This is a genomic window from Pedobacter sp. KACC 23697, from assembly GCF_045348445.1.
In the GTDB taxonomy this organism is placed as follows: Bacteria; Bacteroidota; Bacteroidia; order Sphingobacteriales; family Sphingobacteriaceae; genus Pedobacter.
This window is the reverse complement of record NZ_CP157485.1, coordinates 1,161,864-1,176,433: the sequence shown is the minus strand read 5'-3', so window position 1 is coordinate 1,176,433 and position 14,570 is coordinate 1,161,864. Positions and strand designations below refer to the sequence as shown.

The 14,570-nt window shown below is 41.5% G+C and carries 9 protein-coding genes; 2 read left to right on the top strand and 7 right to left on the bottom strand.

Going from position 1 to position 14,570, the window contains the following annotated elements; genetic code table 11:
- Positions 1-3 precede the first annotated feature (3 nt).
- Together ABEG20_RS04845 and ABEG20_RS04840 are read right to left on the bottom strand one after the other, a co-directional pair.
- The gene (locus ABEG20_RS04845; protein ID WP_406826257.1) at positions 4-2,799 is read right to left on the bottom strand and encodes a DEAD/DEAH box helicase family protein; all 2,796 of its coding nucleotides are present in this window, start codon (positions 2,797-2,799) and stop codon (positions 4-6) included.
- A gap of 35 nt (positions 2,800-2,834) precedes the next feature.
- On the bottom strand, positions 2,835-3,233 hold the full coding sequence (locus ABEG20_RS04840) for a hypothetical protein (protein ID WP_406826256.1): 399 nt from the start codon (positions 3,231-3,233) through the stop codon (positions 2,835-2,837).
- A gap of 243 nt (positions 3,234-3,476) precedes the next feature.
- Here ABEG20_RS04840 and ABEG20_RS04835 point away from each other — a divergent pair, with 243 nt between their 5' ends.
- Entirely contained in the window at positions 3,477-4,220 is a 744-nt protein-coding gene (locus tag ABEG20_RS04835) for a hypothetical protein (protein ID WP_406826255.1), read from the top strand.
- A gap of 2,499 nt (positions 4,221-6,719) precedes the next feature.
- Here the strand turns inward: ABEG20_RS04835 and ABEG20_RS04830 are convergent.
- The 4 genes from ABEG20_RS04830 to ABEG20_RS04815 all read right to left on the bottom strand — a co-directional run bounded on the left by ABEG20_RS04830 (position 6,720) and on the right by ABEG20_RS04815 (position 13,208).
- On the bottom strand, positions 6,720-8,126 hold the full coding sequence (locus ABEG20_RS04830) for a TolC family protein (RefSeq protein WP_406826254.1): 1,407 nt from the start codon (positions 8,124-8,126) through the stop codon (positions 6,720-6,722).
- A complete protein-coding gene (locus ABEG20_RS04825; protein WP_406826253.1) occupies positions 8,113-11,307 on the bottom strand; it encodes an efflux RND transporter permease subunit in 3,195 nt (1,064 codons plus the stop codon). Before ABEG20_RS04825 ends, ABEG20_RS04830 begins: the two co-directional genes overlap by 14 nt.
- A gap of 22 nt (positions 11,308-11,329) precedes the next feature.
- The gene (locus ABEG20_RS04820) at positions 11,330-12,532 is read right to left on the bottom strand and encodes an efflux RND transporter periplasmic adaptor subunit (RefSeq protein WP_406826252.1); all 1,203 of its coding nucleotides are present in this window, start codon (positions 12,530-12,532) and stop codon (positions 11,330-11,332) included.
- Positions 12,533-12,602: 70 nt separating this feature from the next.
- Entirely contained in the window at positions 12,603-13,208 is a 606-nt protein-coding gene (locus ABEG20_RS04815; RefSeq protein WP_406826251.1) for a TetR/AcrR family transcriptional regulator, read from the bottom strand.
- 181 nt (positions 13,209-13,389) lie between these two features.
- Here ABEG20_RS04815 and ABEG20_RS04810 point away from each other — a divergent pair, with 181 nt between their 5' ends.
- Complete coding sequence (locus ABEG20_RS04810; protein ID WP_406826250.1) at positions 13,390-13,698, top strand: hypothetical protein; 309 nt, start codon at positions 13,390-13,392, stop codon at positions 13,696-13,698.
- Positions 13,699-13,987: 289 nt separating this feature from the next.
- On the opposite strand, the gene ABEG20_RS04805 is transcribed toward ABEG20_RS04810, so the two are convergent.
- The gene (locus ABEG20_RS04805; RefSeq protein ID WP_025142637.1) at positions 13,988-14,458 is read right to left on the bottom strand and encodes an Lrp/AsnC family transcriptional regulator; all 471 of its coding nucleotides are present in this window, start codon (positions 14,456-14,458) and stop codon (positions 13,988-13,990) included.
- Between the last annotated feature and the right edge of the window lie 112 nt (positions 14,459-14,570).

The following is a 14,570-nucleotide window of genomic DNA, read 5'->3' as shown; positions in this document are numbered from 1 at the left end:
AAATTATGCCGCTAAAGCATTTATAAATTGTAATATCTCTTCCATCCTTTTTCCGTCAAAAACCCCACGGATTCCATTGGGATGAATTCGGGTAAAGGGCGCAGAGATTAAATCTTTGCGTTCTACACTTCCCTTTTCTATCAGAAAAGTTTGCAAAAGTCTTAAAAAATCCAACTGTTTTACACTTAAATCCGATTGATTGGCAATGAAAGTATCAAAAGCTTTGGTGATGGTCGTGGGGAAATCTTCTAAAATCTCGATTCCCAAAATGTGTTTAATAAACTGCACCAAAGCAGCATTTCTATTATTGTATACTTTTCTTAGCAAATCTACTGTAATGTGCGGACTTTCGTGCGATAGCAGCCAAGTCACTTCTTCGATTTCTATTTCGGAGATAGGCTCATTGTTTTTTATTTTTTGCAGAACTGGCAAATTACTAAGAAGTATTTTTATCTTCTCTTCTACCATTTCCTTATAGCGTTCTATGCTTACGGCTTCTTGTTGTGGGCCAAAAACTACTCTTTCTTTTTCTAAAAGTACATCTACAAAATTGTATTTAGCAAGAAGCATCCTCATTGTACCTTCACGATAAATCATTAAAGGAGCTAATTGCTCCACCAAATTAGATAATTTCTTTTCTGTGATGGTATTCCAGTAATAATCTGTTTGTGCTTGTTGTATCAAGTCTTTATGTTTGGCAACCGTATTGACACTTAAAGGCAATTCTGAGATCTCTTCGATGATGGCATTTTTCAAGGCTTCAAACTTCTTTTTATCTTCTTGCAAATGTGCAATAGAAATTTCCACGATGTCTTTTTCAAAACGCATGGCTTTAAAATCTACTCCACTAATTGTGCGAAACAAAGGACGGATCTGTTCTCGCAAAAAGTGTAATTTGTCGGAGGTCAATTCTTTAAAAAAGGAAACCGCTTTTACTTGCTCTACTAAAGTAATAGCATCTCTTATTACGATAGATTGCAAGGGTAAATCAGCAATCGCTTTTTTGACTTTATCTAATGTCGGCTCTAATATTTCTGCATCAGCTAATGCTAAGCCTATCGCTAACTTATCTACATACAAACCAAACAACCGGACAGGTAAAGGAATTTGACTATTGAGATTTTTCCCTTTAGGATTGAGTTTGAAATACTCAAAATTATCCCAACAATCTAGAATTAAAAAGCTGTCTTTTTCGGTACACCAAGACTTTATTTTGGTCGGCTCTAGCAAACGAGTGCCTCGTCCTATCATTTGCCAAAACTTGGTGTAGGAGTATACTGGTTTTGCGAATACCAAATTTGTAATTTCTCTTACATCAATACCTGTATCCAACATATCTACACTAATGGCAATTCTGGGTAAATCTTTGTTTTTGAACTGGTCAAGCAATCCACCTTTACCATACACACGAGGGTCATCCGAAACAATAACCTTTGCCAACTCTCCAGTATATTCAGGATAAAGCGAGTTAAATATTTCTTCGATACGCCTTGCATGTGCTTTGCTGATACAAAAGAAAATAGTTTTGCCAGGCAATACACCATTGTGGTCTTTAATAGATTCCTCCATAAATTCACGAACAATCAGTGTATTGGTACCTTTATTGATTACTCTTTTTTCTAATTCCGTTCCTTCATAATTGATTTCTGCTACTTCCTTTCCTTCCAAAATCAACTTCTTTTGGTCTTCTAGAGAAATGGTTCTCTTATTAATTCCTTCTACTTGAAACTTGGTTTTAATTTTCATTACCTGAAAATCGCAGAGATAAGGAGGTATGTGATTCACAGCTTCTTCATAAGAATAAGCAAACGTAGGTAAGCCATCTTCACAATCAAAAATCTCAAACGTATTGTGGTCAATCACATCGGTTGGTGTGGCAGTCAAGCCCAAAGTAATGGTATTGAAATATTGCAATATTTCTTGATAGGTGTTGTAAATGCTTCTATGGCTCTCGTCAACTACGATTAAATCAAAAAAATGTGGACTTATTTTGGTGTTTTCGTTCCGTATAACATTTAACATCGTGGGATAAGTAGAAACATATATCCTCCTATCCTTCGCAAAGGTAGTTTCTTGATATTGAGGCCAACGCGGTTCATTAGGCAGATGCTCTTTAAAATCATCTAAAGCCTGTCCTTGTAAAGCGATTCTATCTACCAAAAACAAAGCCTTTTCTATCCAACCGCCTCGCATTAACGCGTCAATAAGAGCAATCACAGTTCTGGTTTTACCAGTACCTGTCGCCATAACAAGAAGAAACTTAGAACGTTTTTTCTCTAAAGATTCCATTACAGACCGTATGGCACGAATCTGATACTCTCTTCCTGCAATTTTAGTATTGATAAATTCTTGTGATAAATTTTTACGATATCTTCTTAGATAAGCATAACGCTCTAGATCATCACGAGTCGGAAAACCATAAACTCTTTTTGGAGGATAGTTGTCTAAATCCCAAAAGTATATTTCATGACCATTCGTATAAAAACAAAATGGCAATTCACCTCCAGACTGTTTTTGTATATTATAACAATACTGCTTTGCTTGCTCTCTACCAATAGCGGCATCCACAATAGATTTCTTAGCTTCTATTACCGCTAATGGTTTACCATCCTTTCCAAGTAAAACATAATCACTAAATTCGGACCGATATTTAATTATTGGTTCATTAATGATACGGAGATCCTCTGTAGATGTAGAAATTAAAAATTCTTCTATAACTTGAGTGCGATCATGAACATTCCAACCTGCTTTTAGCAGCTGGCTGTCGATAATTTCTTTACGAGTATATTTTTCAGTCAAGATAAGAGCTCCTTATTTTTATTAAAATAATTCGATTAATAAATTACTTTTTCTAATCTTTTATTAAAATAATCTGTTCCTTTTTTGAGCAACTGTTCATAAATAAGCTCAGATAAGCCTTCCATGTAAATTGGCACACTTGTACCATTTTCCAAAAACTGATAGCTAAGCACCTTTAAACGATACTCCTCCTGTTCATCTAACATTTTAGAAATTTCTTGGTATATAAAACTTTCTAATATATTGAAAGAATCAAACCTTTCTGTTTGCAACTGATAACAAAACTCTTCCCATACATTTAGTAACCCCAAGTCTGATCGCATTAAACCTTTAGGAGCCGATTTTAATCGCCTTTCAACTTTTCTAATTATTTCTTCTAAATAAACAGACGAGGCTTCATCTATCAGACTCTCAGCAACTTTTAATTTACTCATAAGATATTAACCAGATCAGTAAAAGTATCAATAAATGTCTCACTTTTCAAGCTTCCTTTCATAAAAGTTTACATACTTAATTAGAAGTATAATAATCTATTTACACAAAGAAAATCAATCAATCTTTGCTATTTCTGCCAGTTCCTCTCAAAAAAAAAATCTCCACTCCTTTTAGTTGTAAAGAAAATAATATTAACTTAATGCCAATTAATCTAATTTATTTACTTTTTAAAACTACAAGTGATGTCGAAAACGAATGAGACCGGCCACGCAAAAAACGTAGCCAATTTCGAAACCCTTTTGAGTTATGTAACCGGTTATGGCGCCGTGTATAACCCCAGCAATGCCAACATCCAGTTGAGCAGTTTAACCGAGAAAGCCACCGCAGCCAAAACCATTAACGAGCAAGTGCATGATGCTGCTACTAAAAACAGCAATGCCATAGCCCTGCGCGATCTTGCTTTTACCCCATTAAAAAAGTTGAGTACCCGTGTGCTGAGCGCCGTTAAGGCCAACAGTGTAGCCCCACAGGTATTGGATAATGCCGTAAGCCACCACCGCAAAATACAGGGGCAAAGGGCAACAGCCAAACTCACCGCCGAAGAAAAAAATAACCTGGCCGCCAGCGGTACGGTGGTTAACCAGGTTTCGGCCTCGCAACAGAGTTACGATAACCTGCTCGATACGTTGGATAAGCAGATTAAACTCTTAGCCACCATACCCCAGTATGCACCTAACGAGGTAGATTTGCAGCTGGCCAGCCTCACCAGTTTATATAACGATTTATTGCAGAAAAACCGCGATGTGGTAGCCAACACCTCGCAGTTGAGCACCCTCCGCATTAACCGCAATAATGCGCTGTACGATGCAGAAACCGGTATTGTTGCCTTGGCGCAGGATGTGAAAAACTACGTAAAATCTGTTTTCGGCTCAACCAGCCCCCAATACAAACAGATTTCGGGTATTCCGGTGCGAAACCTGAACTAAAACACCCATAATACCCTAAAAAAATCATCCCTAATTTATTTCCCCATTCCAATAACAGTCACCTAAACGGCTTGCTGTTTCCCTCTTAATGCAATGTTTAGCTATAAACGGCTCATTGCATCTCCTCAACGATCTTCCTATATCCCCAAGACAACCAACTATACCCCTAAACGATCTGCTATAACCCCTAAACTATCGACCGCAACGTCTGAACTATCGACCGCAACCTCTGAACTATCGACCGCAACCTCTGAACTATCGACCGCACACTCTGAACTATCGACCGCAACTTCTGAACTGTCGACCGCAACGGCTGAACTATCGACCGCAACGGCTGAACTGTCGACCGCAACGGCTGAACTATCGACCGCAACGGCTGAACTATCGACCGCAACACCTGAACTGTCGACCGCAACTTCTGAACTAACGACCGCAACGTCTGAACTATCGACCGCAACTTCTGAACTAACGACCGCAACGTCTGAACTATCGACCGCAACGGCTGAACTACCGACCACAACATCTGAACTATCGACCACAACATCTGAACTATCGACCACAACATCTGAACTACCCACCGCAACTCTGAGCTACGCATTAAGGTTTCCGCCTGCGCGGGAATGACGATCGTATTAGAAACTATCCTGATGCGTCACGCTATAAGCACCCTGCTATCTGGCCTAGCAGATTTCCGCCGGAAAAAGCACGGAAATCTTTGCAGTTCCCCTCATACCCCCACAACCCAAGGCAGGATCAAAGCGAGCGCTGTGGAACAAAGCAAGGGCTAAGAGCCTCGATGCTGCCGCAATAAAGATTTCCGTAGCTTTTTACAAGGAAGGATGCAAGCCTTGGGTTTTTGTTTCTTTTGGGCCAAGCCAAAAGAAAGAGCCCCTCGGCGGCGGTGAGCCGAGGCAAGACTGCGCGAAGGATAAATAATAGCGAGTGCTTTAAGGTTCCCGCCTGCGCGGGAATGACGGATTTATTGGTTGAAGAATCACCATACTAAAAGCTATCCTTACACATCATGCTATCTGCACCACGCGATCTGCACCCTGCTAATCGGCCTGGGATATGATGGAAGGAGATCCTTCGACTACGCTCAGGACGTTAAAGCTTTTGCACCTCCTTTCAACCTACCACAGCCCAGAGGCAGCACGCCCTCCCCGATTTTTCATCGGGGCTTGTGCTGACGACCTAAAAGCTTTGACGAATTTATCCCACATCAGATCCAAGCCTTGATTTTTGGTTACCTTTTTATCAAGAAACCTGCGAAGCAAGCTTGAGGACCAATAAAAACTTAAACAACCACTGAAAAAAGGTAAAAGCCCTTCGGTGGCTAACCGAGGCAAGCCCGGGCGATGGGCAAAGAATGCACGCTATTAACCTAACTTAAAAGATTTCTCCCCGCCTGTACGGGCAGGCACTACGGTCGAAATGACGGATTTGTTGATGGAACATCGACCATTAGAAACTATCACCAGACATCACGCTATCTGCACCCTGCTACCGGCCTCGCAGATTTCCGCCGGAAAAAGCACGGAAATCTTTGCAGTTCCCCCTCGTTACTCCACAGCCCAAGGCAGGACCAAAGCGAGCGCTGTGGAACAAAGCAAGGGCTAAGAGCCTCGATGCTGCCGCAATCAAGATTTCCGTAGCTTTTTACAAGGAATTGCGCAGCAATCTTTTATACCGATAAAAACAACATTATCAGATAAAAAACGATGCTAGCCTTTCAGTTATGCCTTTTTGTTGTTGTTGTTTAAGGCAGGCATGCTTTCGCTGCGCTCAAGTTTGTTTCTTTTGGGCCAAGCCAACCTGCGAAGCAAGCTTGAAGACCAATAAAACCATATACAAACACTGAAAAAAGTAAGAGCCTCTCGGTGACGGTGGACCTGTACCGATTTTTCATCGGTAGCCGAGGCAAGACTGCGCGAAGGATAAATAATAGCGAGTGCTTTAAGGTTCCCGCCTGCGCGGGAATGACGACCGTATTATAGCGAGCGCCTTAGCCTTCAATATGCCCTATGCTATCTGCACCCTGCTACCCGGCCTCGCAGATTTCCGCCGGAAAAAGCACGGAAATCTTTGCAGTTCCCCCTCATACCCCCACAACCCAAGGCAGAATCAAAGCGAGCGCGGTGGGATAAGCAAGGGTAAGAGCCTCGATGCTGCCGCAAATAAGATTTCCGTAGCTTTTTACAAGGAAGGATGCAAGCCTTGATTTTTGGTTACCTTTTTATCAAGAAAAAGGTAAGAGCCTCTCGGTGGCGGTGAGCCGAGGCAAGGCAGAGCGAAGGGGGAAAACCTTTTAATTGTCATTCTGAACGAAGTGAAGAACCCGAAGGCTCTGCGAAGCAAATCTTCGATCAAAAGATCCTTCGCTGCGCTCAGGATGACAGCATTAAACAAAAAAGCACCAAGAACATCGCGCTCTTAGTGCCTAAATTTATACACAAACCTATAAAGCTCTTTTAGACCTTATAGGTTTAGATATTTCAATTAATTCCAGCCGCCACCTAAAGAACGGTACAAACCTACCACCGCATTAAGCTGTTCTGTTTTAATAGTGGTTAACTCCAGCTCGCTTTGCAATAAATTGCCTTGCGCCGTAATCACCTCCAGGTAGTTGGCCATGCCGCTTTTAAACAATAAATTGGCATTACGTGAGGCCTGTTGCAAGGTTTGTGTCCGTTTTTCAGCAATGCTGTATTGTGTTTTTAACTTCTCTACTTTCGTTAATTCATCCGATACTTCTCCAACTGCATTCAATACCGACTGACGGAACTGGATCACCGTTTTCTCGCGGTCTATTTTAGCCAATTCTAAATTGCTTTTTAACTGCCCGCGCTGAAAAATCGGCTGGGTAATCCCTGCTCCGACCAGTCCGAACAGCGATGCAGGTACATTAAACCAGTTGCTGGCTTTAAACGAGTTGATGCCACCGCTGGCGGTAATCACCAACGAAGGGTATAAACTTGCTTTCGCCACCCCTACCCTTGCATTGGCAACGGTTAAGGCCAGTTCGGCACTTTTAATGTCAGGCCTGCGGCTCAACATGGCCGAGGGGAAACCCGCATTCAGGTTTTGCGGGATATTCATCTGATCTAAACGGCTCTGGCGGCTGATCGCTTTCGGCAAGGTTCCGATCAGTACACTTAAAGCATTCTCCTGTAGGGTTACGTTCTGCTCCAAACGGGGAATCAATTGTGCGGCAACCAATTGTTGTGCCTGGGCTTGCTGTATGGCCAGCGAAGTAACCTGACCGGCATCAAACTGTAAATTGATAATTCTTAGCGTGCTATCGTTCAGCTTTAAGTTCTTTTTAGCAATTTCCAGTTGAGCATCCAGCATCAACAGATTATAATAACCTTGCGCCACATTGGCCACCAAACGGGTTTGAACCGCTTTACGTGCTTCCTCTGTCTGCAAAAAACTGGCTAAAGCACCGGCTTTCTGATTGCGGATTTTTCCCCAGATATCGGCTTCCCAAACCACACCGAGGTTTGCATTATAATCTTCGATATGGGTAGAACCGGTAAACTGGTTCAGGCTTAAACCGTTTAAACTGTTATCGCTCGGGCGGCTCGAATTTGCCGACACCTGCAGTTTCAGTTCGGGTAAGTAACCCAATTTCGATTGTTTGAACAATACTTCGGCTGCATCGATATTTTTCAGCGCAATCTGCATATCGTAATTTTTAACCAAAGCCGTATCAATTAAATTTTGGACCGTAAGGTCGCTGATAAAACTTTTCAGCGGCATGGTGCCTATGCTTGAAGAGTCTGTTGATGAGCTGTTTCTGAATAAGCCAGGTGCAATATTAGGCAGCGCTGTATTTTTCGAAACCGAACATCCGCTCCAGATTAAAGCCAGGAGCAGGATGGTAATGATGTTAAACCGTTTCATAAACTGTATGATTTATAGGTTCTTCATGGTGGCGAACAACCTCATTTTTTGATTTTTTTGATAGTTTCTCCTGTAAAGCCTGGAAGATTACAAAAAGTACCGGGATGATAAATAAACCTAATATTACGCCTGATACCATACCCCCTGCGGCACCAATACTGATGGAGTGGTTACCCTGTGCCGATGGACCTGTTGCAATACTCATCGGGAATAAACCGAACACAAAGGCCAGTGAAGTCATGATGATCGGTCTGATCCTCAATCTTGCTGCTTCTATAGCGGCATCAACCAAACTCAATCCCGCCTTTCGTCGCTGCACGGCAAACTCCACAATCAGGATGGCATTTTTAGCCAGCAAACCGATCAGCATAATCAGCGCTACCTGTACATAAATGTTGTTTTCGATACCCGTTAAACCCAATACCACAAACACACCAAATACACCTGTAGGGATAGAAAGGATTACCGCCAATGGTAAGATGTAACTTTCGTACTGTGCTGATAACAGGAAGTAAACAAACACTAAACAAAGCAGGAAGATTACGGTCGATTGTCCGCCTGATGAAATCTCCTCACGGGTTTGTCCCGAGAATTCGTAAGCATAACCCGTTGGCAATTGTTCTCTGGCCGTTTCTTCTATCGCTTTGATGGCATCACCAGAACTGAAACCTGGTTTCGGGATGGCATTTACCTCGATAGAGTTAAACAGGTTATAACGCGAAGCCGTTTCAGAACCATATACACGGGTTAATTTTACTAAGGTACTGATCGGCACACTTTCTCCGTTTTTGTTTTTCACAAACACGCGGTCAATACTCGCCGGATCGGTTCTGTCGGCAACATCCGCTTGTACCACTACACGATAGTATTTACCAAAGCGGTTAAAATCAGAGGCCTGTGCCGTACCAAAATAAGTCTGCATGGTTTGTAAGATGTCTTTTTTGCTCACACCCAACTGATCGGCTTTTTCATCGTTCACATCCAACTGCAATTGTGGATAATCTGTTTTGTAAGAAGTAAAGGCATAGGCAATTGCGGGTTTCGCCATCAATTTCGCGATGAAGTTATTCGCTACACCACTAAATTTATCCAGTCTGCCATTCGTTTTATCCTGTAACATCACGTTCATGGCCTCCACGTTACTAAAACCCGGAACCGTAGGAAAACTGAATACAAAGAAGGTACCGGCAGATATGGCTGCCATTTTAGCCCTTACAATATTTTGTATCTCATCGATGTTTTTAACTTCCCCTCTTTCGTCATTTGGTTTTAACAATAAGAAAATCTGACCGGCTGACGGGCTGTTTGATGCGGTCAAGAAGTTATATCCCGCCAGCGACATCACAAACCTTGCCGACGGCATCGCCCTCAACTCGGCTTCAGCCTGTTTTAACATTTTATTGGTATTGGCTAAGGATGTTCCGGATGGACTGGCCACAGCGATGGCCACAAAACCTTGATCTTCTGTCGGGATAAAACCTGTTTTAGTTCTGCCTACCAGAAAAATAGTAATCAGCACAACCAAGGCCAGACCAGCCATGCTGAGCCATTTATGACGGATCAACACTTTTAAGCCGCCAACGTATCTGTTGGTCATATAATTAAAACCACCGTTAAAGCCTGCATAAAATTTTTCGACAAAACCTTTTTTAGGTGCTTTATGATCGCCTTCGGCATGTTTATTCTTTAAAAATAAAGCTGCCAGCGCCGGACTCAGCGTTAACGCATTTACCGCCGATATGATAATGGCAATAGCCATGGTTAAGGCAAACTGTTTGTAAAATATCCCGGTTGAGCCGGTCATGAAACCTACCGGTAAAAATACGGCCGCCATCACCAGGGTAATGGATATAATGGCCCCGGTAATTTCATTCATGGCCTCGGTAGTGGCCGCCTTCGGAGTAAGCGAAGGGTTTTCTTCCATTTTGGCATGTACCGCCTCTACCACCACAATGGCATCATCTACCACAATACCAATGGCCAGTACAAGCGCGAACAGCGTTAACAGGTTAATAGAGAAACCGAACAGCTGCATGAAAAAGAAGGTACCAATAATGGCCACCGGCACGGCAATAGCCGGAATTAAAGTAGACCTGAAATCCTGAAGGAAAATGAACACCACAATAAATACCAGTAAAAAGGCTTCGATCAGGGTGTGTTCTACCTGGTTGATGGATTCATCAAGATCGGTTTTAGTGCGGTAAAACTGGTTGTATTTAATACCCGCCGGGAAATCTTTCGATAATTTGGCCAGCAGTTTATCAATGGCAATCTGGATTTCATTGGCATTAGAGCCTGATAACTGGATTACCCCAATGGTAATACCATCGTGTCCGTTTAAACGGTTAACACTACCATAACTGTAAGCACCCAGTTCAACACGGGCCACATCTTTTAAACGTAATATCGAACCATCAGAATTGGAACGGATCGCAATATTCTGATATTCCTCTGGCTTGGTGAGTTTACCTTTATATTTAACAATATATTCAAAAGCCTCACTACTTCTTTCCCCAAACCGACCAGGAGCCGCTTCCAGGTTTTTGTCCTGAATGGCGGTAATCACTTCATTTGGCGTAATTTTGTAGGTAGCCAGCTGACTTGGATTTAACCAGATCCGCATCGAATAATCTTTAATACCACCAAATACACTGGCCGAACCTACACCCGGGATACGCTTAAGTTCGGGAATGATATTGATCTGTGCATAGTTATTCACAAAAACGGCATCGTATTTTTTGGGATCTTCGGAATACACACCGATGGCGCCAATAAAACTGTTTTGCTGTTTGGTAGTGGTGATACCATATTGTACAACCTCTGCAGGCAATTGACTGGTGGCCTGCGAAACCCGGTTTTGTACGTTCACCGCTGCCTGATCGGGGTTGGTACCTTGCTGAAAATAAACCGTAATGGCCAGGGTACCGTCGTTACTGGCACTGGAGGTCATGTAAGTCATGTTCTCCACACCGTTAATGGCTTCCTCCAGTGATGGGGTTACCGAACGTAAAATGGTTTCGGCATTGGCCCCGGGATACACCGCAGTTACCAATACCGACGGAGGTGCGATATTTGGAAAGCGCTCTAAGGGCAACTTGGTTAAGCCCAGTATTCCCACTATTACCAATAAGATGGAGATAACAGTTGAAAGTACAGGCCTGTCTATAAATTTCTGAAACATGATTGCTTTACTTTAATTTTGATTATTTCTTTGTTTTTGCCGCAGCCACTTTATCTCCTGCTTTTTGAGGCTGGATTACCATGCCCTCCTGTAACTTATCAACCCCGCTTAACACAATCTGGTCACCAACCTTCACCCCGTCTTTAACCAGGTAATTTTCGCCGGCTTTACCTACAATGCTTATGGCCTGTTTTTTCACCTTACTGCTATCGCCAACCGTAAATACAAATACTTTATCCTGCATTTCTACTGTTGAGGACTGCGGTACCAGAATGGCATTATCGTGCTGTAAACCTAAACGGATCTTACCGGTATTACCCGAGCGAAGGGTTCCGCTGGCATTAGGGAAACTGGCCCTTAAAGTAATGGCACCAGTGTTTTTATCAAACTGACCATCAATCATATCGATCTTCCCTTTAATCGGGTAAGCTGAATTATCAGACAATAAAAGTTCTACGGCTGGTAAATGTTTAATCCTGTCGGCAGGAGTTTTACCCGGATAGTTTGCATTAAAGTTGTTGAAGTCGTTTTCCGCAAGGGAGAAATAAACATGTACTTCGTGGATATCCGATAACTGGGTTAAAGGCACCTGATCTGTCGGAGAAACTAAACTTCCCTGTTTTTTAGGAATACGGCCGATGTAACCACTAACAGTAGCCTTAACATTGGTATAACCTAAGTTAATCTGTGCCGAAGCCACGCTGGCTTTAGCTTGTTCGGCATTTGCCTGGGCGATTTTGTAAGCCGTTTTAGCTGTTTTTAGCTGAAAATCAGAAACTACCTTATTCTGAACAAGTGGTGTTAATTTATCAACTTCCAATTGGGCGTTCAAAATAGCCGCTTCTGCGGCATGTAAGCTTGCTTTGGCATTGTTTAAAGCCTCTCGGTAAGGGTTTTCGTTAATTTTGAAAAGGGTTTGTCCGGCAGTTACATAAGCACCTTCGTTCACCAGCACACTTTGTAAATAACCACTTACCTGCGGACGCACATCGATATCAACTGCGCCCTGGATAGAAGCCGGATATTCGATATAGGTGGTTTCTGTACTGGCGTTAACGGCGCTTACCGGCAAAGCGGGAGGTGGTGGTGCTGCCGCTGACTGATCGGGAGCAGACTTACAGCTCACTAAAACTATGGATAAAAGAGAAATAGTTAACATTGAATTAATACCATTAAACCATTTAACGGTGTTAAGTGACGGGTACAAGCGATGTAGAGATTTCATATGACTAATTTTAATTGGATTATAGTGTATAAATAATTTAACAGTGTTAAGTAACTGTTAAAAAAAAATGCTAATTGTTGATAGATAAGGTTATGCCTTTGATGGCATCTTTCAAAATCTGATGGTTTAATTCATCGGTTGTTCTGCCGTAAGGACGAACCAGGTTAATCGAAATCAAACCGTGGATGATGGACCAGTAGGTATAATACTTCATACAGATATCATCATCGGATACCGGTTTTTTCTCAAACAACGATTCAATCACATCGGCTAACATACCGCCTACCGTTTCGGCTTCGGGCATCGAATTTTTGACATTGCAACAAACCATATCCACACCGTACATCAACTGATAAAATTCTTTGTGGGCAAAGGCAAAGTTCCAGTAGGCAATCCACATGGCTTCCATTTTATCTTCCGGAGATTCGTGCTGATCCCTGGCTTCGCGGATATCTTTGGCCAACATTAAATACCCTCTCCTGGTAAGTTCCAGTAAGATGCCGTCTTTGTTGGAAAAGTATTCGTAAATAATGGGTGCAGTATATTCAATCTGGTCGGCAATTTTACGCATACTCAATGCCTGCCAGCCTTCTGTTTGAACAATGTTCAAGGCAGCATCCAGAATTTTGGTCCTGGTTTCATCTTTTAAACGTAGAATTCTTTCTTTACTTCCCATGACTGGAATATTAGGTGTAAATAATCTAACACCGTTAAGCAAATGTAGAACCAATTTGGGAATTGACCATCATTCATTTGTCATAAACAATTTATGAGTTATTTTCATAACTGATAATCAATGATTAGCGCCTTTAAAAGGTTTTTTCAAATAAATTAATTTTCTCCAGAACTTATAAAAAATGATTTTCCGCGAAGCAAAAACAACTTACATCCCTGGGATACAAATTGTCAGACATACCGTAAAAGAGAACATTTTGTCTGATCCGGCTTTGGTTACTGACAAAGATTGCGAAAAATTTATTGGCCAACGCGGTAAAGGCTTGGTTTGTGAAGTAGATGGAGATGTATTTGGGTTTTCTATCTCAGATTTAAAAGCGCATAACATCTGGGCATTATTCCTTCGTCCAGAATTTGAAGGCAAAGACGGTTGTCTTTCCTGCGCAGGCGAGAATCTTAATGAAAACTACAAACCCTTAACATGGCATTAAGATTCCCAATCAAGTTGGGAATGACGATACAGCGGAGAAAAGATTAACTACCAAGCTACAAAGAACACAAAGTATTGTGGCTTAGTAATAGTCGAAAAAAACTGAACCATATAAGGCATATAAGTTACATAGAAGCGCAATACCTAATATGTTCTTACATGTCTTATATGGTGAAAAGCTATAATAAAAGTTTTAACCATTAAGAACCTGACCACGAAGTAGCTATTAGACCATTAAAAATAATAATAACAGCTAATAAAACAAGTTCAGGTTGACGGACAGAAAGAGTCTAATACTCTAAAGGCACAATAGGTTCTTTCTTGGTAGTAGACATAATCATCATCGTTTGGAAGGTTTTCACTACAGAAATCTTACTGATTTTATCCATAATTAAACGTTCGTAAGCTTTAATATCTTTCACATAAACCTTTAACAAAAAATCGGCCTGACCGGTAACGTGATGGCACTCTGTGATTTCTTTGATTTGATTTACTTCATCCAAAAAGATCTGGATGGTATTGTTTTTATGAAAATCGAGTTGAATCTGAATAAACGTTTTGATACCTAAACCCAGTTTTTCTTCATCTACCAAGGCATGGTAACTTTTAATATATCCTGCCATTTCAAGCTTACGCACACGCTCTAAGGTTGGTGCAGGTGATAAACCAATTTCCTGTGATAAAAGCAAATTGGTAATTCTTCCGTTCTCCTGGAGAATTCTTAAAATTTTAAAGTCTATTTTATCTAATTCAGATGCCATATGGTGTTAAAGGTATTTCAGAAGACAAACATAACCAAATTATATTCTAAATTTTAACATAATTTATCATATATATTTTAAGTAATAATTTTTAGATTTACCTAAAAATAAA

What these genes read in the sequence shown, in the direction of transcription:
- ABEG20_RS04840 (WP_406826256.1), bottom strand. Translation starts at nt 3,233, where the DNA reads ATGAGTAAATTAAAAGTTGCTGAGAGTCTGATAGATGAAGCCTCGTCT.
- ABEG20_RS04835 (WP_406826255.1), top strand. Translation starts at nt 3,477, where the DNA reads ATGTCGAAAACGAATGAGACCGGCCACGCAAAAAACGTAGCCAATTTC.
- ABEG20_RS04830 (WP_406826254.1), bottom strand. Translation starts at nt 8,126, where the DNA reads ATGAAACGGTTTAACATCATTACCATCCTGCTCCTGGCTTTAATCTGG.
- ABEG20_RS04825 (WP_406826253.1), bottom strand. Translation starts at nt 11,307, where the DNA reads ATGTTTCAGAAATTTATAGACAGGCCTGTACTTTCAACTGTTATCTCC.
- ABEG20_RS04820 (WP_406826252.1), bottom strand. Translation starts at nt 12,532, where the DNA reads ATGAAATCTCTACATCGCTTGTACCCGTCACTTAACACCGTTAAATGG.
- ABEG20_RS04815 (WP_406826251.1), bottom strand. Translation starts at nt 13,208, where the DNA reads ATGGGAAGTAAAGAAAGAATTCTACGTTTAAAAGATGAAACCAGGACC.
- ABEG20_RS04810 (WP_406826250.1), top strand. Translation starts at nt 13,390, where the DNA reads ATGATTTTCCGCGAAGCAAAAACAACTTACATCCCTGGGATACAAATT.
- ABEG20_RS04805 (WP_025142637.1), bottom strand. Translation starts at nt 14,458, where the DNA reads ATGGCATCTGAATTAGATAAAATAGACTTTAAAATTTTAAGAATTCTC.